This window comes from Cohnella sp. AR92, assembly GCF_003990975.1.
In the GTDB taxonomy this organism is placed as follows: domain Bacteria; phylum Bacillota; class Bacilli; order Paenibacillales; family Paenibacillaceae; genus Cohnella.
The window spans coordinates 215,991-241,619 of the sequence record NZ_RZJR01000001.1 but is presented as its reverse complement, the minus strand read 5'-3'; the positions used below and the strand labels follow the sequence as shown (position 1 = coordinate 241,619).

Here is a 25,629-nt window from a genome sequence, read left to right as displayed (position 1 = left end):
TTATTCCCGGTCGTCGCGGGGACCAAACATTCCAAGCTGCGGCAAGTCGAGAACTTCCGACATCGTGATGACCATCCCGCAGGCGATGAATTGGCTTGCCAGGATGTCCGCACGAGGAAGTCCGGCGTTCATGAAGCGCTGGGCGACCAGCTCGTGAATGGTTCCGAACTTCTCGCGCACGAACTGCCGAATCTCCGGCTCCGGGGTGGCGAACGACGACTGCATGCAGATCAGGATCTCGTCGCGATGGGACTCCATGAGCACGTTGAAGGCATGCCCCATCTCATGAGCCAGCTCCTGAGGCGGAGCTTCGACCGACCGGAACGCTTCGATGAGGCGGCCGACGGCGCGGTCTAGAACGGCCAGGTACAGCTCTTCCTTCGTCTTGAAGAAGTGGAACACGTACGGCTGCGTAACGCCGACCTCGGCGGCCACGAGCGCGGTGGTCGTCTTATAATAGCCATTCGTTGCGAATAGGGCGGCAGCTGCGTCCAGAATCTGATCTTTGCGATTCGGGGAAGCGAGCGGGTTGTTTTTCTGTCTGGCCATGGCTAACCTCATTTATTTATTTACCAATAAATTAATTTATTCCGGCGAAGATGTCAACCATTTTCCTCCATCCCCGCGAGAAAAATCAGTGCCTGAATTTCGGCTACGCCGATTGGCGAAACGAGCTATAATCAGTTTATCATTCCAAGGGTAAGGTGCCAAAAGATGGACGAGGAACGCAAAATGGAGTTTTATGCAGCGCTCATCGAGAAGAATTCGGATTACGAAGGCGTCTTCTACGTCGGAGTGAAGACGACCGGCGTGTTCTGCCGTCCGACTTGCCCGGCGAGAAAACCGAAGTTCGAGAACTGCGAGTTCTACGAGAACGCCCAGCAAGCGCTTCTGGCCTCCTTCCGGCCCTGCCGGCGCTGCCGGCCGTTGTCGCATCCGAATCAGGTATCCGACTTGGTCCGCATGCTCGTGGAAGCGGTGGAGAGCAATCCGGAGAAGCGTTGGAGGACCGCGGACTTTCGCGCCCTGTCGATCGACGAGTCCACGGCTCGACGCCAATTCAAGAAACGGTTCGGAATGACTTTTGTCGAATATGCTCGGGCTCGTCGCATGGGACTGGCTCTGAAGGGCATCCGATCGGGGGAGACGATTATCGATACTCAATTAGCATCCGGTTACGATTCCAGCAGCGGCTTCCGGGACGCCTTCTCGCGCATCATGGGCGCCCCTCCTACCCGGCTGGACGACAGCCGCATCCTTAAAGCGGCATGGCTGGATACCAAGCTTGGCCCTATGGTGGCCATTGCGGACGACAGCGAGCTCTATCTATTGGAATTCGTGGATCGGAGAGGGCTGGAACGCGAGATCGAACGGTTGAGGAAAAGGCAGAAGGCGGCGATCATTCCAGGAGAGACGGAGCCGATCCGGTCGATCGAACTGGAATTGGCCCAATACTTCGACGGTTCGCTGACCGAGTTCAAGACCCCGCTTCATCTTGTGGGCTCTTCCTTCCAACGGGGCGTATGGGAGGAATTGTGCCGGATTCCGTCCGGGGAGACCCGCTCTTACGCCGACATCGCGAACGCTTTGGGCCGTCCGACCGCTTACCGCGCGGTCGCTCAAGCGAATGGCGCCAACCAGTTGGCTCTCGTCATTCCGTGCCACCGCGTCATCAACTCGGACGGTTCGCTGTCCGGGTATGGCGGCGGAGTCGCCCGCAAGGAATGGCTGCTGAATCACGAGAAGCGGGGCTGAGAGCCGGTCTCCGCAGACGCTAAAGAAGCTGTCCCGCAGATCGACCGAAGTCGGTTCGCGAGACAGCTTTTTTGAATGGCCTTATTGACGCGATTCGTACGGTTCACCCGGGCTTGGCGTACTTGGGAATTTGCCGGGCGACTCTCTCCCCCAGCTCCGCGCACGCTTGGCTCAGGTAGCTTATGACGATGCCCTGCAGCTCGGGGGAAGCGTTGGCGAGGTCGGCGGCGAGGTTGTCGACCAGGTGCTCCTGATGCACGGGCGGAAGCGACAGATAGAATTGCCCCGCCTGGGAGAAATCGTCCTGCTTGGGGATATCGGAACGGACGAGCTGTCCCTCCACGTAGCGTCCTTCGCCGCTGGTCACGATCTCGGCCGGAGTCCAATGAGCCTGGTGGTTGATCGGAATGCGGCGGAATTCCGGTCCAAGGCGATGCCGCTGCGAATCCCAATAGATGTTGGCGCGTCCCTGCAACATTTTGTCGTCGGACAGCTCGGCCCCGTTCAATAGGTTGGACGGCGAGTAAGCCAGCTTCTCGACCTGTTCCTTGTAATTCTCGGGATTGCGGTCAAGCACCAGCTTGCCGACCGGCACGAGCGGATACTGCCGTTCGTCCCAGACCTTCGTGTCGTCCAACGGATCGAAGGGAAGCGACGCTTCGTCCTGAGGGTTCATGAGCTGAACGTAAAGCCCGTATTCGACGGTCTTGCCCTGCTGCAGGGTGTCGTAGAGATCCTTGCCCGCGTAATCCGGATTCTCGCACGCCAGCCGGGCCGCCTCCTGCCGATCGATCGCCTGTTCCCCGGCCAGCGGCACCCAACGATACTTCACGTAGGATCTCGCCCCTTGGGCGTTTCTCCAGACATAGGTGTTTACGCTATGCCCCGGAATATGGCGAAGGCTTTTCACCGTGCCCGCGTCGGAATAGAGCCTCACGACGAAGTGAGTCGCTTCCGGCGCCCGCGCGATGAAGCTCCAGAACCGGTCGGGATCGATCAGGTTATTGACGGGAGAAGGAAGGAACGCCTTGATGGACTCGGGAAAACGGATCGGATCGCGGACCAGGAACACGGGGATATGGTTGGCGAGCAGATCGAACACGCCTTCGTGGGTGTAGAACTTGGTCGAGAAGCCGCGCACGTTGCGCGACGTATCCGGAGTTCCCGGGTTGCTGACCGCCAGGGAGAACCTGACGGTAACCGGGACCGTCTGTCCGGGCTGCTGCAAGAAACAAAGCTGCGTATACGGAGTCATGGAGTTAAGCGTCTGAAAATACCCGAATGCGCCATAGCCTTTGACGTGAACCGGCCTCTCCAGCAGCTTGCCGTGAACGAACGTCTCCAGCGTCTCGTGGAGGAGGCTGTCCTGCTCCAGGATGGGGCCGCGCGGCCCTACCGTCTGCGAATGGTACGATGCGGGGACATCTCCCGCCCACTGCAAAGGCTGCCCGTAAGCCCGAAGCTGCTCATCGCCCGTCCCGCGCCCGCCCTGCGGCGCCGGCGCTGCCTGCGACGCTTTAGCTGCCTGCGACGCTTTAGCTGCCTGCGCGGCTGCCTTAGGCTGCGGGTTCTGACCGCTCGGCGCGCTCTGCGGGCTTCTCGGAGTCTGCGGGCCCCGGTTCCGGTTGTCTTCCATGATCCCTACCTCCCTTGTCTACGAACAATCCCTCCTATTTTTATGCGGAGCCCGAAGGGGGATATGACTAAGCGCAGGCAAGGGAAGCCAGCTAACCCGTAGGGATCGCGAGGCGGTAGGTAAAGGAAGATAATCTGACTACTCTCTTGGGCGGTAACGCGCGGCAGTTAGTTCGTCTCGAGGCTCGTCTTCACCAACTGCCCGTCCTGAATGACATATTCCCTTATGGCATCTCCGATCAACCTATCGACAAGGTATCTTCCCGGATCGTGCTTATCTAACGCGAATACATTCTCGATCCCAAAGCCCTTTGCGCCTTGGGTTTCATAGACACCGTTGTTATCGGTAAAAAAGACGCTGTTCAGCCAGGCATAATCGTCTTCTCTGACAAAAACAACGCCTGCCGCCGATTCGTATTCATAAAAATCCACCAAGTATATTTTCGTATGATTCCATTCATTCGCATTTTCGCTTCTCATCATATCTTCAGTGAATGCGTGGATATATCCCTCGGCAGCCGATATCATTTTATTCTTGGCGGCGGAGGCTCCATAGTACGGGGGACGAGGCGGTTGGACGGTTAAAGCGAATTCGCCAGCAGTCGTATACGATTCCTCGGAGGGCCATGCGGGATCGCCTTCCGTTGCGATGCCATCGCCGAACACAAATCCATCCTTCGCTTGAAAGACAACGAGACCTTCGCCGACATTCGTATGGATATACGGAGTATCGGGATGGCTGGCATACACTCGGATCTCGGCATCGACCCGCTTGCCGATATGCGGTTCGAATACGAAGCTGTTCCCGGGAACGGAGCTAGGATCAAACCAAAGATGATAGTTAATGAATTCGTCAAAGGCCGTCTGGATAGATTCCGCCGTGAAGCCCGATGGCAGTTTAACATCCGGTTGAACGGCGGCTTGCTTCGTCGCAGCCAGATTCCCCGACGGATTCCCAGCTTGATTCATGCAGCCGCTGCCGATCCACACCGTCATTGCGGCAAGCCAAATCAGAGTTATTCTCCTCACAGTCGATCTCCTCACCCGTCGCCGAACAGACGAATCCCTATTTTCCACACATATCCAATATTATGACGAGTCAAGTCGACAGAAGGTTTAAGTCATAACCACAGGCTTGCGGAAATTACGGCCGCTAACAAGTCATTTCCCTTAGAATCCGAATGGGGCCAATTAGTGCCTATAGAGGTCTCCAATTTCCGTTACGATTCCTTATAAAAAAAACCGGACGATCGACAAGCGATCATCCGGCTCCTTCTTGGTTGCTCAATCGAATCACGGGAAGCAGCTCGATCTTATGCTCCGACTTCTCGTGGTAAAGCCATCTGTCCTGTACGCGATCGACGAACAGCACCCCGTTCAGGTGGTCGATCTCATGCTGCATGCAGCGCGCCAGGAAGCCCTCGCCCTCTAGAATGATCGACTCGCCTTGGCGGTTCAGGGTCTGGACCTTCACCTTGTTCGCCCGCTTCACGAACCCGTAATAGCCGGGATACGATAAGCAGGATTCCGGACCGACTTGCTCGCCGGAGCTCTCGACGATCTCCGGGTTAATAAGCTCGATCAGGCCGTCGCCGCAGTCCATCACGATCAACCTTCGGAGATAGCCGACCTGAGGTGCGGCCAAGCCGGCCCGGCCTTCGCCGTCATACAAGGTCGCGGCCATGTCCTCAAGAATCTTAATCGCTCTATCGTTCACGCCGTCGACGGGCTTTGCCTTCTTGCGCAAGATCGGATCGCCGAACGGCAAGATGGTTCTGACTGTCATTGCCAAAGCTCCTCTCCAATTCTGCGGATGGATACAGCCTAATATAACATAATTATGCGGCGAGACCCATTCAGGCGGACGCCCGTTGCTCTCCTTTATATGTTACATTGGAGATAACTTAGCGGGAGGCGATAAGAATTGATGACTATAACAACCGGACCTAATCTCGAAGGATAGCGCCTATCGGTCCATAAACTGCGTGGTTCCTTCCCTTATAGAAGGTGCATCTCTTTATGTCCAATACAAAAAAGACAACCAAGACAACCGTAATCCCCATGCTCTACGACTCTCGGGAGCACCTCTCGGCGATCGCCCGGCTGGAGGAAGAATGCCGCCGCTTGGATCCCGTCCCGTATCGAGCGGGAATCGAACATCTCGCCAAGGAGAACGGGGATCGCGGAGTCCTCTGCTTCCGGGACAACGAGCTGATCGGGCTGCTAAGCTGGCACACGCCGGATGGAGAGACGGCCAAAGTCGACGCGAGGGTTCACCCTCATTATCGTCGGCAGGGCGTCTTCCGCAGCCTGCTTCGGCATGCGGCGGAAGAAGTCGCGGCGCTCGGCATTCGGCAGTTCAGCTTCCGCGTTCCTAAGCTCTCGGATGCCGGAATCGCGGCGGCGAATGCGCTTGGAGCCGCCTATGACCGAACTGAATTCGCGATGACGCTTCGCCGGAATTCGATGGACAGCCGCGTCGATTCCGACATCCGCCTGATTCCCGAGCAGCCCGAGGATGACGAGTTCATGATCGATTGCATGGTTCAGGCTTTCGGCGACGACGAGAACTGGACCCGCGACTATCTGGCCCTGACCCGCCGCGAGCCCAGCCGGACTACCTATATCGCGTGGGCAGACGGCCAACGCGTCGGAATGATCCGGGTGAACGCTGCCGGCGAGCGAATTGCCGCCATCCACGATTTCTGCATTCTGCCCGCTTATCAAGGCAGGAAGCTCGGCACTCAAGCGCTTCAAGCAGTCGTCTCGCTCCTCTTGGCGGACTCCTTCGCCGACATTCGCCTGGGAGTCGTCACGGATAATGAGCGAGCTTTGAGCCTGTATCTCAAATCCGGGTTCGAGGTGACGGCCGAGAATCGGTATTATCTCGGCAAGCTGTCGTAAAGCGCGGGATCGACCCCGCGAAGGAGAGGCGACCATTCTCCCGAGGCGTAAAGGCGAAGCCGGTGCATGGCGCGGGTGCAGGCCGTATAGAAAAGCTTGCGTTCGCCCTCCCGGCGGTACGTCCGAGATGACGCGTCGTAGAGGAGCACGGCATCGAATTCGACGCCCTTGGCGAGATAGGCGGGAATGACCAGCACTCCCTTCTGGAAGTCCAGCGTCTTCTTCGTGACGAGGCGCAGCCCTTCGCATCCTTGTGCGGAGAGAAGCTCGTGCGCGCGGACGCTCTCGGCCGCCGTCTTCGCGATGACGGCGATGGAGCCGAAGCCTTCGGCCCTCAGCTCCGCTACGTCCTTCGCGATTCGCGCGACCCGCTCCTCTTCGCTGCCGGCGAGGCAAAGAATCGGCTTGCCGCCCGATCGATCGAACGGCACGATCTCCTGGCCTCCCGGCAGCAAGGACCTCGCGAACTCCACGATCTCGCGGGTGGAGCGATAGCTGCGAACGAGCCGAATCAAGTTCGTCTCCGATTCCCCGTATAAGGGAACGAGCGGGGAGTCGGCCTTCTCCAAGTTCGTCGACTGCGTGAAGATCGCTTGGCCGAAGTCGCCCAGAACCGTCATGCGGGCGCGCGGGAACAGCTTCTTCAGGAACTCGTATTGGAACACGGAGTAATCCTGCCCTTCATCGACGAACACATGCTTCACCTCCGTATTCGTCCTCACCCCTTCCACCAGCTCTTGAAGATGCAAGTAAGGCGTCGCGTCCTCGTAGAACAATTCGGACCGGCTAAGCTTCTCGCGCGTCTGCTCGGCGATCTCTTCCCAGAGCGAAGGGATCTGAGCTTCCTTCGTCATCTCCCGATAAACCTCTCTATCCGCGAACAGTTGGGCATACAATCCGCTCTTGTCGATAAAAGCAAACTTTCTCACGCTTCGTCTGAGCGGCTTGAACTGCTCCTTCACGATGCCGCGCCGCAGCAGCTCCTCTTCCTGCTCGGCATAACTGAAGTCCCCTTCGTCTCCTCGGGTCTGACCCAGCATCCTCTCCCTCGCCTCCGCATAGCGTTCCGCGAAGTCGAAGACGCCTCTGTCCTTGTGAAGCTGGCGATGGACTTCGGCATACTGGTCGTTGTCCAGGAAGTGCATCTCTTCCGTGACCCAGTCTTCTTCCCTCTCCTTGCGTTCAAGCGCGGCCAATTCCTTCAGCAGCCACTCCTGAAGCAGACCGACTCGATTGGCAAGCCGGATGGAAGCGTCATAGCCGTAGAACCTTGCCGTCATCCGCTCGGCGGAGATCAGCTCCCGGCCGCGGAAGCGGATGGCGTTAAACCGCATCCCTTCCCGCTCCAACCACAGCGCGTACTGGTGAAGCGCCTTGAGATAAGCCTCCGAAGACTTGTATTGGATCCCTTCCAAGCGCGCCGAATAGCCCGGACTCCCTTCTTCCGTCAGCACGTATTCAAGCTGGTCGAACGGATCCTCCAGAGCAAGAGCGTTCCCGAGCCAATGGTCCAGATACTCCTGGAAGGTCGTCTGCTGCATGTTCTCTTCGCCGAGCTCCGGAAGCACCGTGGAGACATAGCTGTTGAACATCGAGTTAGGCGAGAAAAGGACGATCTGATCCGCTTTGATCCGATCCCGGTACCGATAGAGAAGATACGCCACTCTCTGCAGGGCCGCCGACGTTTTCCCGCTTCCCGCCGCGCCCTGCACGATCAGCATTCGGCTCTTCTCTTCGCGAATGATCGCGTTCTGCTCCCTCTGGATCGTCGCCACGATGGTCTTCATCTGCGAATCCGCGCCTTGGCCGAGAACCTGCTGCAGCAGCTCATCCCCGATCGTTACGCTCGCATCGAACATGTTAAGGAGCTGTCCCTCTCTGATCTGATACTGCCGCTTCAACGTCATCGTGCCCGCGATAAGCCCGCCCGGCGTCGTATAAGCCGCTTCTCCGGGCGGATAATCGTAGTAGAGGCTCGCGATCGGGGTGCGCCAGTCGTAAACCAGGAAGCTCATGCCGTCTTCGCTGGCGAAGGAGGACACGCCAACGTACACCTGCTCCCTTAAGCCCAGTCCTTCCTCTTCAAAGTCGATCCGTCCGAAATAAGGGGAGGGCAGCAGCCGGTTCAAGCTCTGCCACTGCCGCATCCGCTGCCGATGGCTCCTCTCTCTCTCGGACAGAACCGCAGCCTGCTGCTTGATGGTGAAGAAGGTCTCTTCGAAATCCTCGTCCGTGCTCGTGTTGACCGTCACTTCTTCCCAGAAGCGCTTGCGAATATCCACGACCTGGTGGCGGAGCCCGGCGACTTCCGGCTCCAGCTCCGCGATTCGCTCCCGCAGCTTGCCCGTTACCAGATCCAGCCTCGTCTGCTCCTGTTGCCAATCGTTTGCGTTCGACATTTTCCCAGAACACTCTCCTTCTCATTCAGGCTAGAAGATGGTTGACAGCCGGTATCCCCTTATGATAAGATTAAAGTGTAAGTAAGATAGGATACATATGTCCGAATTCAGAAACTATCATAAATAGCGCCCCTAATCATAGCACAGGGGTTCTCCATATGCAACCATAACGAAGAACCCGGCGACCTGCCGGGTCCTTTTCTTTATCTTATAAGCAACGAGGAGATACCGATGATTCTGCACAAAGGCGAGATCCTGTTCCGGCAGGGAGAATCCGGCGAGCTGTACCAAGTGAAGAGCGGCCTGTTGAAAATCATTCGGGTGCACGAGGACGGAACGCCCACTTTGGTGAACATAATCGTCCCCGGCGAGATGATCCCCCACCATTCCCTGTTGACGCCATCCCCCAACTTCGGAACCGCCATCGCCCTGATGACGAGCGAGGTCGAGGCGCTGTCGGCGAGGAGCTGGTATCAAGCCCTGGAGGAGAATCCCCGTCAATACCGCTCCATCGCCATTAAGCTGCAGGACAAGCTCCGCATGATGCAGCAGCGGATCGATCAATTGACCGAGATCGCGCCGGCCGACCGGCTTCGGAAGCTGCAAGCCTGGTTCCAAGCTTACATCGCTCCCAGCGCGCTAACGGACGTGCTGACCCAAGACGAGATCGGCCAATTCATCGGATTGCGGCGGGAGACGATCAATCGGCTGCTGCGGGATCAGGCGGTCTCGGCAACTCGTAATGAATGCGGGTCCTTGCGAATAGATGGAAATACCCCATAGTAGGTATGGTCTATTCGAACCGATTCCTCTACCTTATTTACATTGATGATTAATGGAGTAAAAGAGAAATCATTGGTGGAGGTTCGGGATGATCGGTTCTATGAAGAAGGGTTGGAAAAGAGGGCTGGCCGCCGTTCTAGCGCTTGCGCTCGCATGGGGAACTTTCGCGGGGGGACATGCCGCTCGTGCCGCTTCGGCGGATGCGGTGTTGGATCAGGCTGTCGATACGAATTATGCTTCGGGTTTTATCGATTCTAGGTATTCCGCAGCTCAGTATTTCATGCCGGGCATCACCGGCGAGCTGGATCAGGTCGATCTTCTGCTTAACAAGCAGGGGGATCCCGGCGACGCGATCCTTAGCGTGATCGACAATTCGTCGCATGTGCTTGCAACGGTCAGGGCGGAAGTCCCGCAGTTCGGGTGGGTCGAATTCGACTTCTCCCAATCGCATGTTTACCTGGCGCAAGACGTGCAATATCATTTGTCGTTGACGGCGGAGAAAGGGACGGACGGTTCGAACGGGTTGAACTGGTTCTCGAACTATAACAATGTATACGATCGAGGCTATGCGATCAATCCTAACACTAATTTCGACTATGCCTTCCGAACCTACATGATTCCCGACACCTCCATCTCGTTAAGCGACAGCGAATTGTCGGTCGAGTCCGATACCTTGCCTGCCGATGGGACAAGCCAGACGGATGTAACCGTGACGTTGAGGGATGTCCAAGGAGACGTGCCCTCGTCCGGAGGGGAAACGATTGAGATCACGTCGACCCTGGGGCAGGTAGGGGACATAACGGACAATGAGGACGGGACCTATACCGCAACCTTGACGGCTCCGACGACAGCCGGTATTGCCACGGTCGCCGCAACGGTTGGAGGCGCCGCGCTAACGCATACGGCCGAGGTCGAATTCTTGGCGGGCGAGGTCTCTTCGGATGCGAGCACGATCGAGGCGGACGATGACGAGCTGACGGCCAACGGGATCAGCGAGACGACTATCACGGTGACGCTGCGCGATTCCTACGGAAACGCGCGGCACAGCGGCGGGGAAGCAGTCGAGCTAACGACGACATTGGGAACGATCAGCGATGTTGAGGACAACGAGGACGGAACGTATACGGCGACATTGAGGGCTCCGACGAATCTAGGTACGGCGACGATAAGGGGCGAGTTAAATGGCGCCCCCATGCCGCATACGGCAACCGTGAAGTTCGTGGCGGGATTGGCGAGTCGTTCTCTATCGACCGTCACGTCTGACGTCGGGACGGTCGCGGCGAACGGCACGAGCCGGGCGATCGTTACCGTACGACTTAAGGACGATCAAGGACTTCCGGTTGCCGATCAGCGCGTGCAGTTGACGGCTAACGGCGGGCATTCCATTATCGCGGCGCTGACGGAGACGACGGGCTCTGACGGCGCGATAACGTTCGCGATCACCGACACGACGGCCGAGACGGTCACCTATTCAGCCGCGGTAACCGCCCCCGAATCGACGATTAATCAGACAGTGACCATTGTCTTTACTAAGGTCGCCTCGGGATCCGGCTCCTCGTCTTCGGCTGGCAGCTCTACCGATCCTGCTCCTGCTCCGCCTGTCTGGATCGACGGCCATCAGGTAGACGGCATTGTCAAGACGCAGCCGAACGGGGATCGGACGAAAGCGATCGAAATCAACATAACCGCGGACTCGCTTCAAGCCGTGCTGAACGAGTTCGGCGGGAAGGCGGATAAGAACCTGACCGTCTCCGTCAAGGCCGATGCTGACGAATATGTGCTTACGCTTCCCGACGAAGCGCTGTCTCTGCTGCAAGAGAATGCGGATTCGATCGAGCTGGCAACGCCGTTCGGCCAGTTCCGCTTGTCCGTAGCCGACCTAGCAGGCGCGAAGAGCGGCCGGACAAGCGAAGACGAGCTTCGCTTATCGATCGCTCGCAGCGAAGCCGAAGAGCAGAACGGGCTTCTTGAGGCCGCGGACCAAGGGGGCTTCCAGCTCGCCGGAGACCCGATTCATTACCGGGTATGGGCGATCGGCACCGACGGGAAACGGGAGATCTCATCGTTCGGTCACTACGCTCGCAAAGTGATCTATCTGACCGAGAAAGACGGCTTATCGGCATCCGCCGCCGTCTTATGGGATGCCGAGCGTGGCGCTCGTCCTGCCGCCGCGGAGTTCGTCTCGGTGGAAGGCCGTCCTGCCGTAATCATCCGCAGTCTACAGAACGGCCTCTACGCGCCGGCATTCCGTTCGTTGAGCTTCGCCGATACGGCCGGCCATTGGGCCGTTCCGGACATCGCGGCCATGTCGGGCCGCTTCATCGCGAACGGAGTCGCGCCGGATCGCTTCTCGCCCGATGCTCCCGTAACCCGAGCCGAACTGGCGGCACTGCTGGCGAGGTCGCTAGGGCTGGAAGCTCCCGAAGACGGCACCTTCTTCCGGGATGTCTCCGTTGCAAGCTGGTACGGCAGCCCGGTCGCGGCTCTCCGGCAATACGGAATCATGAGCGGTTACGAGGACGGAACGTTCGGCCCCGAGCGGGAAGTGTCGCGCGAGGAGACGATCGTAACGATCGTTCGGGCGATGCAGTGGGTGAACGGAGAATCGTCGGCTTCTTCTGCCGGCGGGGCGGAGCTGTCCCGCTATGCGGACGGAGGCCAAGTCGCGGGCTGGGCGCAAGAGGCGATGACAACCGCCATCCGGCTAGGCTTGGCGCAAGGAGACGGGGAACGCCTGCTGCCGCAGAAGGTGCTCACTCGGGCGGAGACCGTCGCGCTTCTCCATCGAATGCTGGTTCTGGCGGGCCTTATCGAGAAGGAGTAGAACGGACTTAAAAAGCTATCCGGAAGCAGATGCTTGGATCTGCGTCGGATAGCTTTTCTGTTATGGCGCTGCTCCTTCGCTAGGGGTCGAAGCGGCGCCGACGATGCAGCAGCCGATCGATAATCGATCGGGATCAGGCGGTCTCGGCAACGGGCCCGGACAAAGCTCCCTTGGGTCCGAAGAACTCGTAATGAATGTCCGAATCCGGGATGCCCAGCGACTTCAGCGCGGCGTTGATGGCCTGCATGAAGGCGACCGGACCGCAGAAGTAGTACGATGCTCCTTCGGACGGAATCAGGTTCCGCAGCCATTCCGCGTCGATAAACCCTTCGTGGTGGTAGGCATGCGCCCCCTTATCCTCGTCCGTAGGCCGACTATAGTTCCAATAAACGCGGATCTGCGGGTGAGAACGCGCCAGCTCTTCCACTTCTTCCTTCATCGCATGAAGCTTGCCGTTACGGGCCGAATGGATAAAGATCGTCTTGCGCTCCGGCTCTCTCTCGGCGATCGTCTTCAGCATGCTCAAGGTCGGAGTCAAGCCGACCCCGCCGCTGATCAGGACGACCGGCCGCCTATCCTGCAGATCCAACGTGAAGTCTCCCGCCGGCGCGGTCAGCGGAAGCAGGTCTCCCGCCTTCACCGCATCGTGAAGGTACTCCGATACTTTGCCGTCGGGCTTGCCCTCGCAGCCGACCTCCTTCTTCACGGAGATGCGGTAATACGGCTTGCCCGGAACGTCGGATAAGCTGTATTGGCGAAGATGCGTATACGGGTCTCCCGGAATGTTGAGCTTCACCGTGACGTATTGGCCGGGAATATAGCTCGCAATCGCCTTCCCGTCCGCCGGAACCAGATAGAAGGAAGTAATCGCCTCGCTCTCAACCGCCTTCCGGTCGACCTTGAATTCCCTCCAGCCGGCCCAGCCGCCTTCCTGCTTCTCCGCTTCCTCGTACATCTGAGCTTCGACCCCGATGAACGCGTCGGCAATGACCCCGTAGGCTTCGGCCCACGCTTGGATAATCTCATCGGTAGCGGCGTCGCCCAGAACGTCCTTGATCGCGGCCAGAAGGTTCTCCCCGACGATCGGATATTGATCCGCCGTAATGCCCAGACTGCGATGCTTGTGGGCGATCTGCTTCACCGCCGGAAGGATCTCTTCCAGCCGGTCGATATGGGCAGCCGCGGCATAGACTGCGTTGGCGAGAGCCGTCTGCTGCCGTCCCTGTCTCTGATTGGCGTGGTTAAATACGTTCAACAGCTCCGGATGATTCGAGAACAGCATCCGGTAGAAGCGTTTCGTGATCTCCGTTCCATGAACCTCGAGCACCGGCACCGTCGATTTAATAACCTTTATCGTTTTCTCGCTCAGCATGCGCGACCTCTCCTATGTAGCTCGAATAGCCTTGGCTTCATCAAGAAGTATAGCCTGCCGAATAACGGTAGCTTGTGATTGCACTCACACCAATATGCAACGATTTGTGACGTTAGAATCGGAACGAGAAGAAGGGCACCCCGGTGGATGCCCTTCTTTGAGAGACAGGATATATTCGATTAGTTCGCCTTAGGCAGAGGCTTGGCTTTATCATGCTTCTCGCCGTTAAGCTGAGAGATCAGCTTGTCGCCTTCGACGTCCAGGTTCGGCAGGATGCGGTCCAGCCACTTCGGCAGCCACCAAGCCTTGTTGCCGAAGATCGCCATGACGGCGGGCACGAGGCACATCCGGACAATGAACGCGTCGATGAAAATTCCGATGGTCAGCGCGAAGCCGATCTGCTTGATCATGACGTCCTCGGTGAAAATAAATCCGGCGAAGACGGAGACCATGATGACGGCGGCGGCGACAACGACGCTGCTGGCGCTCTTATAGCCATATACGACGGAATCCAGCCCCTTGCGGCCGTGGACGTGCGCTTCTCGCATCGAGCTTACCAGGAACACCTGGTAATCCATCGCCAAGCCGTAGAGAATGCCGGTGACCAGGATCGGCAGGAAGCTGAGCAGCGGGCCGCCGGTGTCGAAGCCGAAGACGGAATGGAGCCAGCCCCAATGGAAGACGGCCGTGGTGATCCCGAAAGTGGCGAGAATGCTGAGCAGGAAGCCCGCGGTCGCCTTGATCGGAACGATGATCGAGCGGAACACAAGCAGCAAAATGATAATCGACAGAAGCATAATGATTCCTACGTAGATCGGGAAGGCTTCCGAGAGTTTAGCCGACATATCGATGTTAATGGCCGTCTCTCCGGTAACCCCGATCTTGACGTCATAGGTTTGCGCGATGCTCAAATCCGAAGCGCGCAGAGCCTTGACCAGATCTTTGGTGGCGGTATCGGTGGGACCCGTTCCGGGGATCAGGCTGAAGATCGCCAGGTTCCCCTCCTCGTTGACGCCCATTGGCGATACGGATACTACATTGTCTAGCTTCTGCAGCTCTTGGGCCATCCCCGATAGCTGCTCCGCCGAGATCTTGGCGGACGGATCGTTCGGCTCGGCCACGAGAACGAGCGGGCCGTTGGAGCCTTCCCCGAATCCCTCGGCGATGGCGTCGTAGCTTTGTCTGGTCGGCGTATCCAGATTCGCCGTTCCGGCGCCCGGAATGCCCAGCTCCATGTCTTTGATCGGAATGGCGGCGACGCCAAGCACGACGACGATGCCGACGATAACGAGCCAACGATACTTGATGACGCCCTTCACCCAAGGCTCGGCAACCCCGCGGCTGGCGGCTTTCTCCTGCTTCTTATGCTTCTCGCGCGCCTTCGGCGAACAAATTTTCTCGCCTACCAAGCCGAGCAAGGCAGGCAGCAGCGTCAAGGCGATCAGCACGCTGACGAAGACGGTCGCGGCGGCGACAAGCGCCATCGTGGACAGGAAGCCGATTCCGATAACGAGCATTCCGCTGAGCGCGATGATGACCGTCAGCCCCGCGAAGAAGACGGCGCTGCCCGCCGTGCCGATCGCTCTGGAGGCCGCCTCCATCGCGCCTAGTCCTTGACCGAGAATGAGTCGGCGCTGACGGCTGACGATGAACAACGCATAGTCGATGCCGACGGCAAGGCCGATCATCAGGGCCAAGATGGAGGAGACGCTCGTCATGTTGACGAAGGTCGAGATCGAGAACGCCCCGCCGACGCCGACCGCCACTCCGAAGATAGCCGTCAGCAGCGGCAAGCCCGCCGCCACCATCGAGCCGAGCGTGACGAACAGCACGATCGCGGCCACGACGATTCCGATCGCTTCCGTCGCCCCGGTGGTGATCTCCAGCGGCGCCAACGATTCGCTCGGCAGCACGTTCAAGCCGGTTCCCTTCTCGGCCCCCATCACGATGTCGACGATCGAATTGAGCACGTCGCTCGGAACCGACTTCAAGGCGATCGTAAACTGGAATTTGAACAAGGCGACCTTGCCGTCCGCCGACAAGGTCACCCCGAGAACGGGAGAGCCCTCCGACATCAGCATGCCCGAAGCCGCGGCCGCGCCGTCTGCCGATTGCGTTGATGCGTCGGACTGCGAGGCGTCCGAAGAGGAAGCTGTGCCATCGGACCCTGTCATATAATCCGCAGGATTGATAACCAACTCCTGCTTGTAGACTTCATTGACCGCCTTCGCGATCGCTGCGGACCGTTCCGGCGTATCCAGCCTCTCGTCCCGCGGCGCCTTGAAAATAACGCTCCCCGAGCCTCCGGCGGCTTGAGGCAGCTCCTCCGCCAGCTGGTCCAGAACCCGCTGCGCCTCGGTGCCTTCTATCTTCATCTCGGAGCTCGTCTTCATCCCGTATACTCCGATCATCGTTCCGACGATACCCAATACGACAATCCAGCCTAAAATGAAATACCACGGCTTGCGATAAGCGGTTTTCCCCACTCTATACAAAAAGGTAGACATGTTTCTCTATAACGGCTCCTTCGCTGTTAGAATCCATTCCTTAAGTAGCCATAAATCTTGTTCAGATACTGATCGAACGCCAGCGCGCCGGGGTTGTCGGCCTCCGATTCGCCGGGAAGCAGGACGTGAATGCGGCCGTCGACCAGAGGAAGCATCGCGCCGAACAGCGCACCCAGCAGCAGGTGGGTATAGACTTCATCGTAACGGCCCCCGGACCAGCCATGGAACGTCTCCTGAGCCGTCATCTGCAGACGATGCACCGCGCCGAGGAAGTAAGGCTCGAGCGAAGGATGCTTCTCCTTCAACCGCACCAGCTCGCGCATCTGCCTCATCAAGTCCGCCGTGAGCTGCAGCTTGATCAAATCGTACAGAATATCGATCAAGGGAGTCTCCTCGGACATCCCGACCAGAAAACATTCGGCTTCCTCCGAACCGGGATAGACGGTCGCTCCCGTCGCCACCGCCTCTTCCTTGCAGGAGAAGTAGTTGGCGAACGTTCTTCTCGAATAGCCGGCGGCTTGCACGATATCGTCCACCGTGAATCCGTCCAGGCCGCGTTCCAGCGCCAGATCGAACGCCGCCTTCGCCAGCGACTGGGACGTCGCTTCTTTCTTGATATACCGCAGGGATTGTTTGATCATGACCCTTCTCGCCTCTGCGGGCGCCTCCTTCCTGCAACGTGTTTTCTTCTAATCGTAAGGTCCAATTGCCCATTGCGCAAGTTTGCTCATTAGGCAATTCTGTGACATTTTCTAGAAGCCGCTTGTATGCAGGAGTTGCAAAAATAAAAGCTTGAGCTATAATAGTGAAAATATCGCATCATGCCGATGAAGAGAATCCAACTCGGAGGCGTTCTCGTCAAGGGGATTATCGCATCTCGAACATCCCCCTAAGTTAACCGGATCCGCCCGTTAACGCGGACTAAGTGGATTGAACAGCCCTGCTGTTCGGTCAATTTGGGTGGCACCGCGAAAAAATAAAGCGCTCCTTCGTCCCAATCGGACAAGGAGCGTTTTTTATTTTATCCAAAAGGAGTGCAGTGCCATGTTAGACATCAAGTGGATCCGGCTTCATCAAGAGAGGGTACAGGCGGCAGCCGACCAGAAAGGGATTACGGTCTCCATCGCCGAGCTTATGGCTTGGGACGACAAAAGAAGGACGCTTCTTATCGAGGTCGAGCAGCTGCGTCAGGATCGCAACCGGATCACTCCGACCATCGCAGCGTTATTGCGGAAGAAAGCCGCCGAAGAAGCGGAACGGCTGAAGCTGGAGGTCAAAAGCATCAATCGGAGATTAGGCGTCCTGGAGCGGGAGCTTCAAGAAGCGGAGGCGCATTGCCGCGAGCTCCTTCAGCTCGTTCCCAACGTCGTGTCGCCGGATACGCCGCTCGGCCTGTCGGATAAGGATAACGTCGAGATCAAGCGAATCGGCGAGCCTTCGGCCTTCGACTTCGTGCTTCGCGATCATGTCGCGCTGGGAGAGCTTCACCGTATGATCGACATCCCGCGCGGAGTGAGAACGGCGGGAAGCCGCAATTATTACCTGACGGGAGCCGGAGTCATGCTGCATCGCGCGGTGCAGCAGCTCGCTCTGGATCTGCTTGTCGGCAAGGGCTTCACGCTGCTCGAGGTTCCTCTGATGGTCCGCTCGGAAGCCCTGCTCCATACGGGATTCTTCCCCCTGGGCCAAGACCAGACCTTCCGCATCGCCGACGAGAACAAGTGGCTCGTCGGAACCTCGGAGGTCCCTCTCGTCTCGTATTATCACGACGAGATCGTAGATGCGGCAGTGCCCATCAAGCTGGCAGCCGCGTCGGCCTGCTTCCGGAACGAGATCGGGTCGGCGGGCAAGGACGTTCACGGCCTCTATCGGGTTCACCAGTTCTCGAAGGTCGAGCAGGTGATCCTCTGCGAAGCCAGCCTGGAGACGTCGGAGCGCATGCTTCAAGAGATAACGGCGAACGCGGAGGAGCTTCTGCAGATGCTGGAGCTGCCTTACCGCGTCATGGCCGTGTGCGCGGGAGACATGTCGCAGAAGACCTATAAGCAATACGATATCGAGACGTGGATGCCGAGCCGGCAGGCTTACGGGGAGACGCATTCGTCGTCCAATCTGTTAGACTTCCAAGCTCGCCGCTCGAACATCCGGTACCGGGATGAGGACGGGAAGCCGAAGTTCTGTTACACCTTGAACAACACCGCCGTCGCTTCGCCTCGAATCCTCATTCCTCTGCTGGAGAACCATCAAGAAGAAGACGGCTCGATTCGGATTCCGCTCGCGCTTCGGCCTTATATGGGCGGGCTGGAGAAGCTTCAGGCCTAATAGCAAAGGGGCGTCCTGCAAGTTAAACGCACGCGAACACCTTAAAGAGGCTGTCCCAAAGTAAGCTTCCGCTTACTTGGAGAACAGCCTCTTCTTTATGGCCGATGGATTATTCCAACGCCGCAATGACTTCGTCCGCCGTGCGGACCTTTCCGATCCGCGGGAACAGCTTGTTTACGACATAATGATGCTCATCCGCCGACGATGCGGCCATCGCTTCTTCCACGAACACTTGATGGTAACCGTGCTGGTAAGCCTCCCGAGCTGTCGTATCGACGCCGATGGAGGTCGAGATTCCGCACAGCACGATGGTATCGATTCCGCGGCGGCGAAGCTGCAGGTCCAGCTCCGTGCCGTAGAACGCTCCCCATTGGCGTTTGGTCAGCACCAGGGCGTTCTCGAAGCGAGCCATCTCCGGAACCAGCTGATCGAAGCCTTCCGGGAGCTTCATGGCCGGCATCTCGACGTCCGTGCGAGGATGCAGCATATCCTTGCCGTCCGTGGCGGAGACTCGAACCAGAACGACGAAGGCTCCCTTCTCCGTGAAGGCTTCCGCCAGCTTACCGGCCGCGCCGATCACATGCTCGACCGAGTTCGGCGCCATTGGGCGGCCCAGGCTCGCGATTCCCTTCTGCAGGTCGATGACCACCAGGGCTGTTTTCTTCGCGTCGAATGCATCTTTTGCCGAGTTGTTCAATTCTGTCATGGTTCAATTCTTCCCTTCAAGAGTTGGTAATTGGAGCTTCTTATACACCTTGAAATATACCCATCCCGCATTCAGCAGCAGCAGAGCGCCCGTCATGAAGAACACGTAACGCGGCCCCAGCCAGGAAGCGACCTGCCCGCCGAGAATCGAGCCGCCGAACACTCCCAGATAGCCCGCGGCAACGTTGAACCCGAACACCCGGCCGGTAATGGAGCTCGGAGTAATTCTCTTTAGAAGGGTGTTGATGGACGGGCTCAGTCCGCCTGCGGCCAAGCCGAAGACGAACCGCAGCGCGGTCAATTGCCACGGGTCGCTGACGAAGGCCTGAGGGATAAACACGATGCCCCCGACGAGAAGGGCGCCAAGCAGAACCTTGTGCGGACCCGCGCGGTCCGAGAGCTTCCCGAGCCGCGGTGCCGCCAGCACCTGAGCCAGCCCTGACGCGGAGAAGACGACGCCCGCGATCAAAGCGACATGCCCCATATTCCGGGACAGATCGGAGACGTAGACGGTCAGGATCGGTTCAATGGAATACAAGGACGCCGTCAGGACTAGAGCGGTAAGGAACAAGGTCAGCGTTAAGCTCTTCTCCGGAACGCTCGACCAGAGCTCCTTCATCTTCGACGTCTTCTTTTCCTGCCTGACGAACGTCTCCTTCACGAACAGCAACGTCGTCGCGAAAGCGATCATCATCAGGCCGCCGGTCACGAAGAAGGAATTCTGCAGCCCGAAGCGTTCGGCAATCAGCCCCCCGACCGAAGGTCCGATGAGCGAGCCCGAGGTATTGGCCGTCGACAAGGTTCCGAGCGCCCATCCGGAATGCTCTTTATCCGTCTGGGTAGCGATCAGAGTCGTACAGGCGGTGCTGTAGCCGGTAATGACGCCCTGAAGCAGCCGCAGCCCGATCAGAACATAGACATTGTGCGCGAAACCCATGCATCCGATGACAAGAGCCATTCCGAGGCTGGCTCTCAACAGCATCGGTTTGCGCCCGAATTTGTCCGCGGCGATGCCCCAGATCGGCGAGAAGATCGCGGAGACGATGAACGTGACGCCGAAAGCCAGGCCGGATACGGCGGAGACCGATCCCGCGTCTTGCACGCCCAATTGCTTGATGTATAGCGGCAGAATCGGCGCAATCTGGCTCATCCCGATGCCGGTAAGAAACATGCCGAACCAGCAGACGAACAGATTCCTTCTCCATATGGGCATAACGAACAAGCCTTCCTTCTGAGATGCTTTGGTTCCTGGAACCCCCTCATCGTATCAGCGGAAAGGCTTGCGGGACATGCAAAATCTTAAATTCCATGGACATTCTTGCTGTAAAATTCCTTGGGACTGCGCCCCTCGATTTTCTTGAACAGCCGGCTGAAGTAGAACTCATCCGTATATCCCAACGCTCCTGCCACTTCTTTGATTCGCTTATGGCCGTCCATCATCATCTCTTTGGCCTTATCGATCTTCATCTTGTTGAAGTACTCGATGACGGAATAGCCGGTCGTCTCTTTGAACGCACGGGATAGATAAGTCGGCGACAGCTGGGCGACGCCCGAGAGCTCGTCCAAGGCGATCTTGTCGGCCAGATGCTCGCGCATGTATTGAATGACTCTCTCGACCTTTAAGGAGGTCGAATATGGGGTCCGGGCTTTCTTGCGATTCCGGGCGATGACGACCAGCAGCTGTTGAAGCTGCACTTTGGAGGCGAACTCGTATCCCGGCAGCTTCGCGTCCCAGGTCTCCGCCAGCTTCTTGAACGCGTCCTCCACTTGATAATAATCCTTCAGAGACTGCGCTCCCTCCAGCGGGAGAGTCTGAGGCTCTTCCTGGATGCTCCACCCGTCTTCGCCGAGATTCACGCGCGCATAGCTGAAATGAACCGAGTAGAAGCGGCCGGGAACCGAAGGATCCGTCTTGAGCGTATGCCTTAGCCCGGGGCGAATATAGAGCAGCATCCCGTCCTTCAGGTCGTAGCTCTTCCCGCCGATGCCGAATTTCCCTTTCGCTCGGGCGATGAAGATCAGCTCATGATGATCTAAGATTCTATCGAGATCGATCGGTCGCGACCGGCCTTCCGCGGATTGCCTGAAGTTGCAGTAATGGATATGGAAAAAAAGGTTCTTGACATTCATTGGCGATCACCCGAGTTTTATTATAGCAAGATTTGAGGCTCCCCCGGCATCGATAGCTTGGCCATGATCATAATCCCGCACACGATCTCGATAGAAATGCTCCTTTATCTCGGGGAAAGGCTGCATTATGATCTCTGTGCAATACCCAGTGAATGTTAATTCTTCGGAAGGAGGGATGCTCTTCACTGTTGATAACGCTTTCATTCGTGTGGAGCCAACCAGACCCGCAGAGAGGATTGGGTGAGCGCACTCGTCAGCGTCGGAAAGCAAAAAATCTCGTATGACGAAGGGAGAATGAATAACGTGAGAAGGCAAAGACGGAGCATCGCCTGGCTTTGCATCCTGACTCTGATGATAGGAGGATTCCTGTCATCCCTTGGGGCCGCATCCCCCGCTCAAGCTGCCGGAGGCCCGAACCTGGCTGCCGGCAAGACCGCGTCCGAATCCGGTCACGCCGACGTTTATGTCGCGTCCAACGTCACGGACGGCAACGCAGGCACGTACTGGGAGAGCGTGAACAACGCCTTCCCGCAGTGGGTACAAGTGGACCTCGGCAGCGCGTCCTCGATCGACCAAGTCGTGCTGAAGCTTCCCTCTTCTTGGGGCAGCCGCACTCAGACGCTGTCCATTCAGGGAAGCTCGAACGGCTCCAGCTTCTCCGACCTGAAAGCGTCGGCCAGCTATACGTTCGATCCGAATTCGGCGAACACGGTGACGATCGACTTCGCCGCGGCCAGCGCTCGGTACGTGAGGGTGAACTTCACCGCCAACACGGGCTGGCCGGCCGGGCAGGTCTCGGAGGTCGAGGTGTATGGCGTCTCCTCGCCGGTCACGCCTTCGGCCATTCCGGGCAAGATCGAAGCCGAGAGCTACAGCGCGATGAACGGAATCCAGACCGAGACGACCTCGGATACCGGCGGCGGCCTTAACGTCGGCTGGATCAACGCCGGGGACTGGCTGGACTACAGCGTGAACGTGCAAGCCGCCGGCACTTACGCCGTGGAATACCGAGTGGCCAGCAATGCCTCGACGGGCCAGCTCCAGCTGCAATCCGGCTCGACGACGCTGGCGACCACGACGGTGCCGAACACCGGCGGCTGGCAGAATTGGCAGACGGTCACCGCGAGCGTTACGCTGGCGGCTGGCCAGCAGACACTGCGCATCTATGCCAGCGGGCCTGACTTCAACATCAACTGGATCAACTTCTCGCAAGGCAGCTCCGCCGATACCCAAGCTCCATCGGCCCCGGCCAATCTGGCTTACACGCAGCCTGCTTCGGGCACGATCAGCCTGACCTGGAGCGCGTCGACGGACAACGTCGGCGTTACGGGCTATGACATTTATGCCAACGGCCAGCTGCGCGGAAGCGTGAACGGGACGACGCTTACGTACACGGATACGCAAGCCGCGAGCGCGACCGTGACTTATTATGTCACGGCCAAGGATGCCGCCGGCAACGTCTCCGCGGCGAGCAATTCCGTCACGAGAACCGGCACGACTTCCGGCAACGACACGAACCTGGCAATCGGCAAGACCATCACTTCCTCTGCGTACACCTTCACCTACGCGCCGACGAACGCCAATGACAACGATACGAGCACTTATTGGGAAGCAAGCGGGCAGCCGGGCACGATTACCGTTGACCTCGGGGCGAATGCCAACGTTACGTCGGTCGTCCTTAAGCTGAACCCGAACAGCGCGTGGGCAACCCGTACCCAGACCATTCAAGTATTGGGTCACGACCAGAATTCGACGACCTTCAATAATCTGGTCTCAGCCGCCGTGTATACGTTCAATCCGACATCCCAGAACACGGTTACGATTCCTGTCGGAGCAACGGCAAGCAGCGTGCAGCTGAAGTTCACCGCGAACTCCGGCGCGCCGGGCGGACAGGTGGCCGAGTTCCAAGTCATGGGCACGATGGCTCCGAATCCGGACCTGACGGTCACGGGGATCACCTGGTCTCCGGCTTCTCCGGTCGAGACCAGCGCGATCACGCTGAACGCGACCGTTCAGAATGCCGGCTCCGCGCCTTCGGCAGCGACGAGCGTGAACTTCTATCTGGGCACCGCTCTTGTCGGCACGGCTTCGGTCGGAGCCCTCGCGGCCGGCGCATCGGCGACCGTCTCGACGAGCATCGGGGCCAAGGATGCCGCCTCGTATCCCGTCACGGCCAAGGTCGACGAGAGCAATGCCATTATCGAGACCAACGACTCGAACAATAGCTATACTTCATCAACCGCGCTGGTCGTCGGCCAGGTACAGAGCTCCGACCTGATCGGAACCGCTTCCTGGACGCCAAGCAATCCAAGCGCGGGGAATACGGTAACCTTCACCGTCAACCTCAAGAACCAAGGCAATATCGCTGCCGCCGGCGGCGCGCATGCGATTACCTTGACGCTGAAGAATGCGGCCGGAACGACCATCCAGACCTTTAACGGTTCCTACAGCGGAGCTCTTGCCGCCGGAGCTTCGGCCAACGTGAACATGGGCACCTGGACGGCGGTCAACGGCAGCTACTCCGTCGCGACGACGGTTGCGACGGATGCGAACGAAGTGGCGATCAAACAGGCGAATAACGTCAGCACGCTCAGCCTGTACTCAGGCCGCGGCGCCAACATGCCGTTCACTATCCTGGAAGCGGAGGCGTCTTCCAACGCCACCAATGGCACGAAGCTCGCTCCGAACTTCACGCCGGGCGACTTCGCGGGCGAAGCATCCGGCCGTTCGGCAGTCCTCCTGGACGCGAACGGCGAATATGTCGAGTTCACGCTGACTTCTCCGGCCAATGCGTTCGTCCTGCGCAACGCCGTCGCGGAGAACACGACCGGCACCGTCAGCATCTATGCCAACGGCGTGGATAAAGGCAGCTTCAACGTGACGTCCAAGTTCTCCTACGTCTACGCGACGCCGTCCACGCTTGGCCAGCTGGGCTACAACAACTCGGGCTCCAAGGCTTACTGGCTGTACGAGGATTCGCAGCTCATGCTCGATCAAGTGTATCCGGCGGGAACCAAGATCCGAATTCAGAAGGATGCCGGCGACGTGTCCTGGATCTACGTGGACATGATCGAGACGGAGAACGTCGCTCCGGCCGCCACCAATCCGGACCCGGCCAAGTACGTTGAAGTATCGAGCACCAAGTCGATCGAGCAGGCCCTGACCGAGTTCAGGCAGGATTCGACGAAGAAGGGCATCTTCATTCCGGCCGGAGAATGGACGATCTCGTCCAAGATCTTCTTGTACGGCCGAGCCACGGAGATTATCGGCGCAGGTCCCTGGTATACCAAGCTGGTCGCTCCGCAGAACCAGACGAACACGGACGTCGGCTTCAACATCGGCTCCGCCGCCAACGGCTCTACCATCAAGAACCTGTCCGCATGGGGCAACTACGTCTACCGCGTCGACGGTCCCGGCAAGTTCATCGACGGGAACGGCATGCAGAACGTCACCGTCGACAACGTCTGGGCCGAGCACTTCGTCTGCCTCTATTGGGGCGTGAACTCCTCGTATAATACGTTCAAGAACAACCGGATCAAGAATATGTTCGCGGACGGCATCAACATGACGAACGGTTCGTCCTACAACATCATCGACAACAACTACGCCCGCGGAACCGGCGACGACTCGTTCGCCCTGTTCAGCGCCATCGATGCTGGCGGGTCGTACAACGTCGGCAACAAGTACACGAACCTGACCGCTACCAATGTCAGGCGCGCCGCCGCGTTCGCGGCCTACGGCGGCCAAGACAATCTGTTCCAGAACCTGTACGGAGCGGATACCCTGACCTATCCGGGCCTCACCATCAGCAGCTTGAGCTTCGGCTACAATACGCTTGGCTTCGGCGCCCTGGATACCGTCTTCGACGGCATTACGCTGGACCGCACGGGAGGGGATTTCTGGACCAGCGTCGGCGCCGACGACAAGATCAACGATTACCAGAACTTCGGAGCCATCTGGGTGTTCGGAGGAGACCGCGACCTCAAGAATATCCTTGTGAAGAACGTAGATATCAATAATCCGGTCTACTTCGGCCTCATGCTCCAGACCAAGTCTCCGGAGAATCTCGCGATGCAGAACATCCGCTTCGAGAACATCAACATCAACAGCCCGACCCGCTACGGCATCAAGCTGGTCGCCAAGGCGGAGGACGGGCAGGGACCGGTCGTGGGATCGGCGAGCTTCACCAACGTGAAGGTGAACAATCCGGGAATCGCGGCCATCTATGGAGAGAGCAAGAGCCCGAACTTCACCGTGGTACGGGTGTCGGGGAACAACTGGTAATCTCTTGAG

Annotated in this window: 17 protein-coding genes; 6 read left to right on the top strand and 11 right to left on the bottom strand. The window is 58.4% G+C overall.

What is annotated here, in order from left to right; all coding sequences use genetic code 11:
• The gene (locus tag ELR57_RS01150) at positions 1 to 549 is read right to left on the bottom strand and encodes a TetR/AcrR family transcriptional regulator (protein WP_126956404.1); all 549 of its coding nucleotides are present in this window, start codon (positions 547 to 549) and stop codon (positions 1 to 3) included.
• Between the two features lie 183 nt (positions 550 to 732).
• Between ELR57_RS01150 and ELR57_RS01145 the strand changes: the two genes are divergently transcribed.
• Positions 733 to 1,755: a bifunctional transcriptional activator/DNA repair enzyme AdaA gene (locus tag ELR57_RS01145; RefSeq protein WP_238162364.1), complete on the top strand. Its 1,023-nt coding sequence runs from the start codon at positions 733 to 735 to the stop codon at positions 1,753 to 1,755.
• Positions 1,756 to 1,858: 103 nt separating this feature from the next.
• On the opposite strand, the gene ELR57_RS01140 is transcribed toward ELR57_RS01145, so the two are convergent.
• The 3 genes from ELR57_RS01140 to def form a co-directional block, all read right to left on the bottom strand.
• Positions 1,859 to 3,391, bottom strand: a complete 1,533-nt coding sequence (locus ELR57_RS01140; protein ID WP_126956400.1) for a catalase — start codon at positions 3,389 to 3,391, stop codon at positions 1,859 to 1,861.
• Positions 3,392 to 3,558: 167 nt separating this feature from the next.
• Positions 3,559 to 4,419, bottom strand: a complete 861-nt coding sequence (locus tag ELR57_RS01135; protein ID WP_126956398.1) for a hypothetical protein — start codon at positions 4,417 to 4,419, stop codon at positions 3,559 to 3,561.
• A 232-nt stretch (positions 4,420 to 4,651) separates the two neighbouring features.
• The gene (gene def, locus ELR57_RS01130) at positions 4,652 to 5,176 is read right to left on the bottom strand and encodes a peptide deformylase (RefSeq protein WP_126956396.1); all 525 of its coding nucleotides are present in this window, start codon (positions 5,174 to 5,176) and stop codon (positions 4,652 to 4,654) included.
• A gap of 233 nt (positions 5,177 to 5,409) precedes the next feature.
• Between def and ELR57_RS01125 the strand changes: the two genes are divergently transcribed.
• Positions 5,410 to 6,294: a GNAT family N-acetyltransferase gene (locus ELR57_RS01125; protein WP_126956394.1), complete on the top strand. Its 885-nt coding sequence runs from the start codon at positions 5,410 to 5,412 to the stop codon at positions 6,292 to 6,294.
• Here the strand turns inward: ELR57_RS01125 and helD are convergent.
• The gene (gene helD / locus ELR57_RS01120; protein WP_126956392.1) at positions 6,273 to 8,693 is read right to left on the bottom strand and encodes an RNA polymerase recycling motor HelD; all 2,421 of its coding nucleotides are present in this window, start codon (positions 8,691 to 8,693) and stop codon (positions 6,273 to 6,275) included. The genes ELR57_RS01125 and helD overlap by 22 nt on opposite strands.
• 231 nt (positions 8,694 to 8,924) lie before the next feature.
• Between helD and ELR57_RS01115 the strand changes: the two genes are divergently transcribed.
• Positions 8,925 to 9,476 (top strand): Crp/Fnr family transcriptional regulator, encoded by a 552-nt coding sequence (locus ELR57_RS01115; RefSeq protein WP_126956390.1) that lies wholly within the window; start codon positions 8,925 to 8,927, stop codon positions 9,474 to 9,476.
• 88 nt (positions 9,477 to 9,564) lie between these two features.
• A complete protein-coding gene (locus tag ELR57_RS01110) occupies positions 9,565 to 12,300 on the top strand; it encodes an invasin domain 3-containing protein (protein ID WP_126956388.1) in 2,736 nt (911 codons plus the stop codon).
• Between the two features lie 133 nt (positions 12,301 to 12,433).
• On the opposite strand, the gene hmpA is transcribed toward ELR57_RS01110, so the two are convergent.
• From hmpA to ELR57_RS01095, 3 genes are all read right to left on the bottom strand, one after another.
• Positions 12,434 to 13,672 carry an NO-inducible flavohemoprotein gene (gene hmpA / locus ELR57_RS01105; protein ID WP_126956386.1) on the bottom strand — a complete coding sequence of 413 codons (1,239 nt, stop codon included), beginning with the start codon at positions 13,670 to 13,672 and terminating at the stop codon, positions 12,434 to 12,436.
• 179 nt (positions 13,673 to 13,851) lie between these two features.
• Positions 13,852 to 16,179 carry an MMPL family transporter gene (locus ELR57_RS01100; RefSeq protein ID WP_126956384.1) on the bottom strand — a complete coding sequence of 776 codons (2,328 nt, stop codon included), beginning with the start codon at positions 16,177 to 16,179 and terminating at the stop codon, positions 13,852 to 13,854.
• A gap of 26 nt (positions 16,180 to 16,205) precedes the next feature.
• Positions 16,206 to 16,820, bottom strand: coding sequence for a TetR/AcrR family transcriptional regulator (locus ELR57_RS01095; protein ID WP_126956382.1), 615 nt, complete (start codon positions 16,818 to 16,820; stop codon positions 16,206 to 16,208).
• A 403-nt stretch (positions 16,821 to 17,223) separates the two neighbouring features.
• Between ELR57_RS01095 and serS the strand changes: the two genes are divergently transcribed.
• Positions 17,224 to 18,501, top strand: a complete 1,278-nt coding sequence (gene serS, locus ELR57_RS01090) for a serine--tRNA ligase (protein ID WP_126956380.1) — start codon at positions 17,224 to 17,226, stop codon at positions 18,499 to 18,501.
• A 109-nt stretch (positions 18,502 to 18,610) separates the two neighbouring features.
• On the opposite strand, the gene ELR57_RS01085 is transcribed toward serS, so the two are convergent.
• The 3 genes from ELR57_RS01085 to ELR57_RS01075 form a co-directional block, all read right to left on the bottom strand.
• The gene (locus tag ELR57_RS01085) at positions 18,611 to 19,207 is read right to left on the bottom strand and encodes a hydrolase (RefSeq protein ID WP_126956378.1); all 597 of its coding nucleotides are present in this window, start codon (positions 19,205 to 19,207) and stop codon (positions 18,611 to 18,613) included.
• A 3-nt stretch (positions 19,208 to 19,210) separates the two neighbouring features.
• Positions 19,211 to 20,419 carry a multidrug efflux MFS transporter gene (locus ELR57_RS01080; protein ID WP_126956376.1) on the bottom strand — a complete coding sequence of 403 codons (1,209 nt, stop codon included), beginning with the start codon at positions 20,417 to 20,419 and terminating at the stop codon, positions 19,211 to 19,213.
• A gap of 86 nt (positions 20,420 to 20,505) precedes the next feature.
• Positions 20,506 to 21,336 (bottom strand): helix-turn-helix domain-containing protein, encoded by an 831-nt coding sequence (locus tag ELR57_RS01075; RefSeq protein ID WP_126956374.1) that lies wholly within the window; start codon positions 21,334 to 21,336, stop codon positions 20,506 to 20,508.
• 294 nt (positions 21,337 to 21,630) lie between these two features.
• On the opposite strand from ELR57_RS01075, the gene ELR57_RS01070 reads away from it, so the two are divergent.
• Positions 21,631 to 25,620 (top strand): carbohydrate-binding protein, encoded by a 3,990-nt coding sequence (locus tag ELR57_RS01070; protein ID WP_126956869.1) that lies wholly within the window; start codon positions 21,631 to 21,633, stop codon positions 25,618 to 25,620.
• The last annotated feature ends 9 nt before the right edge of the window (positions 25,621 to 25,629 follow it).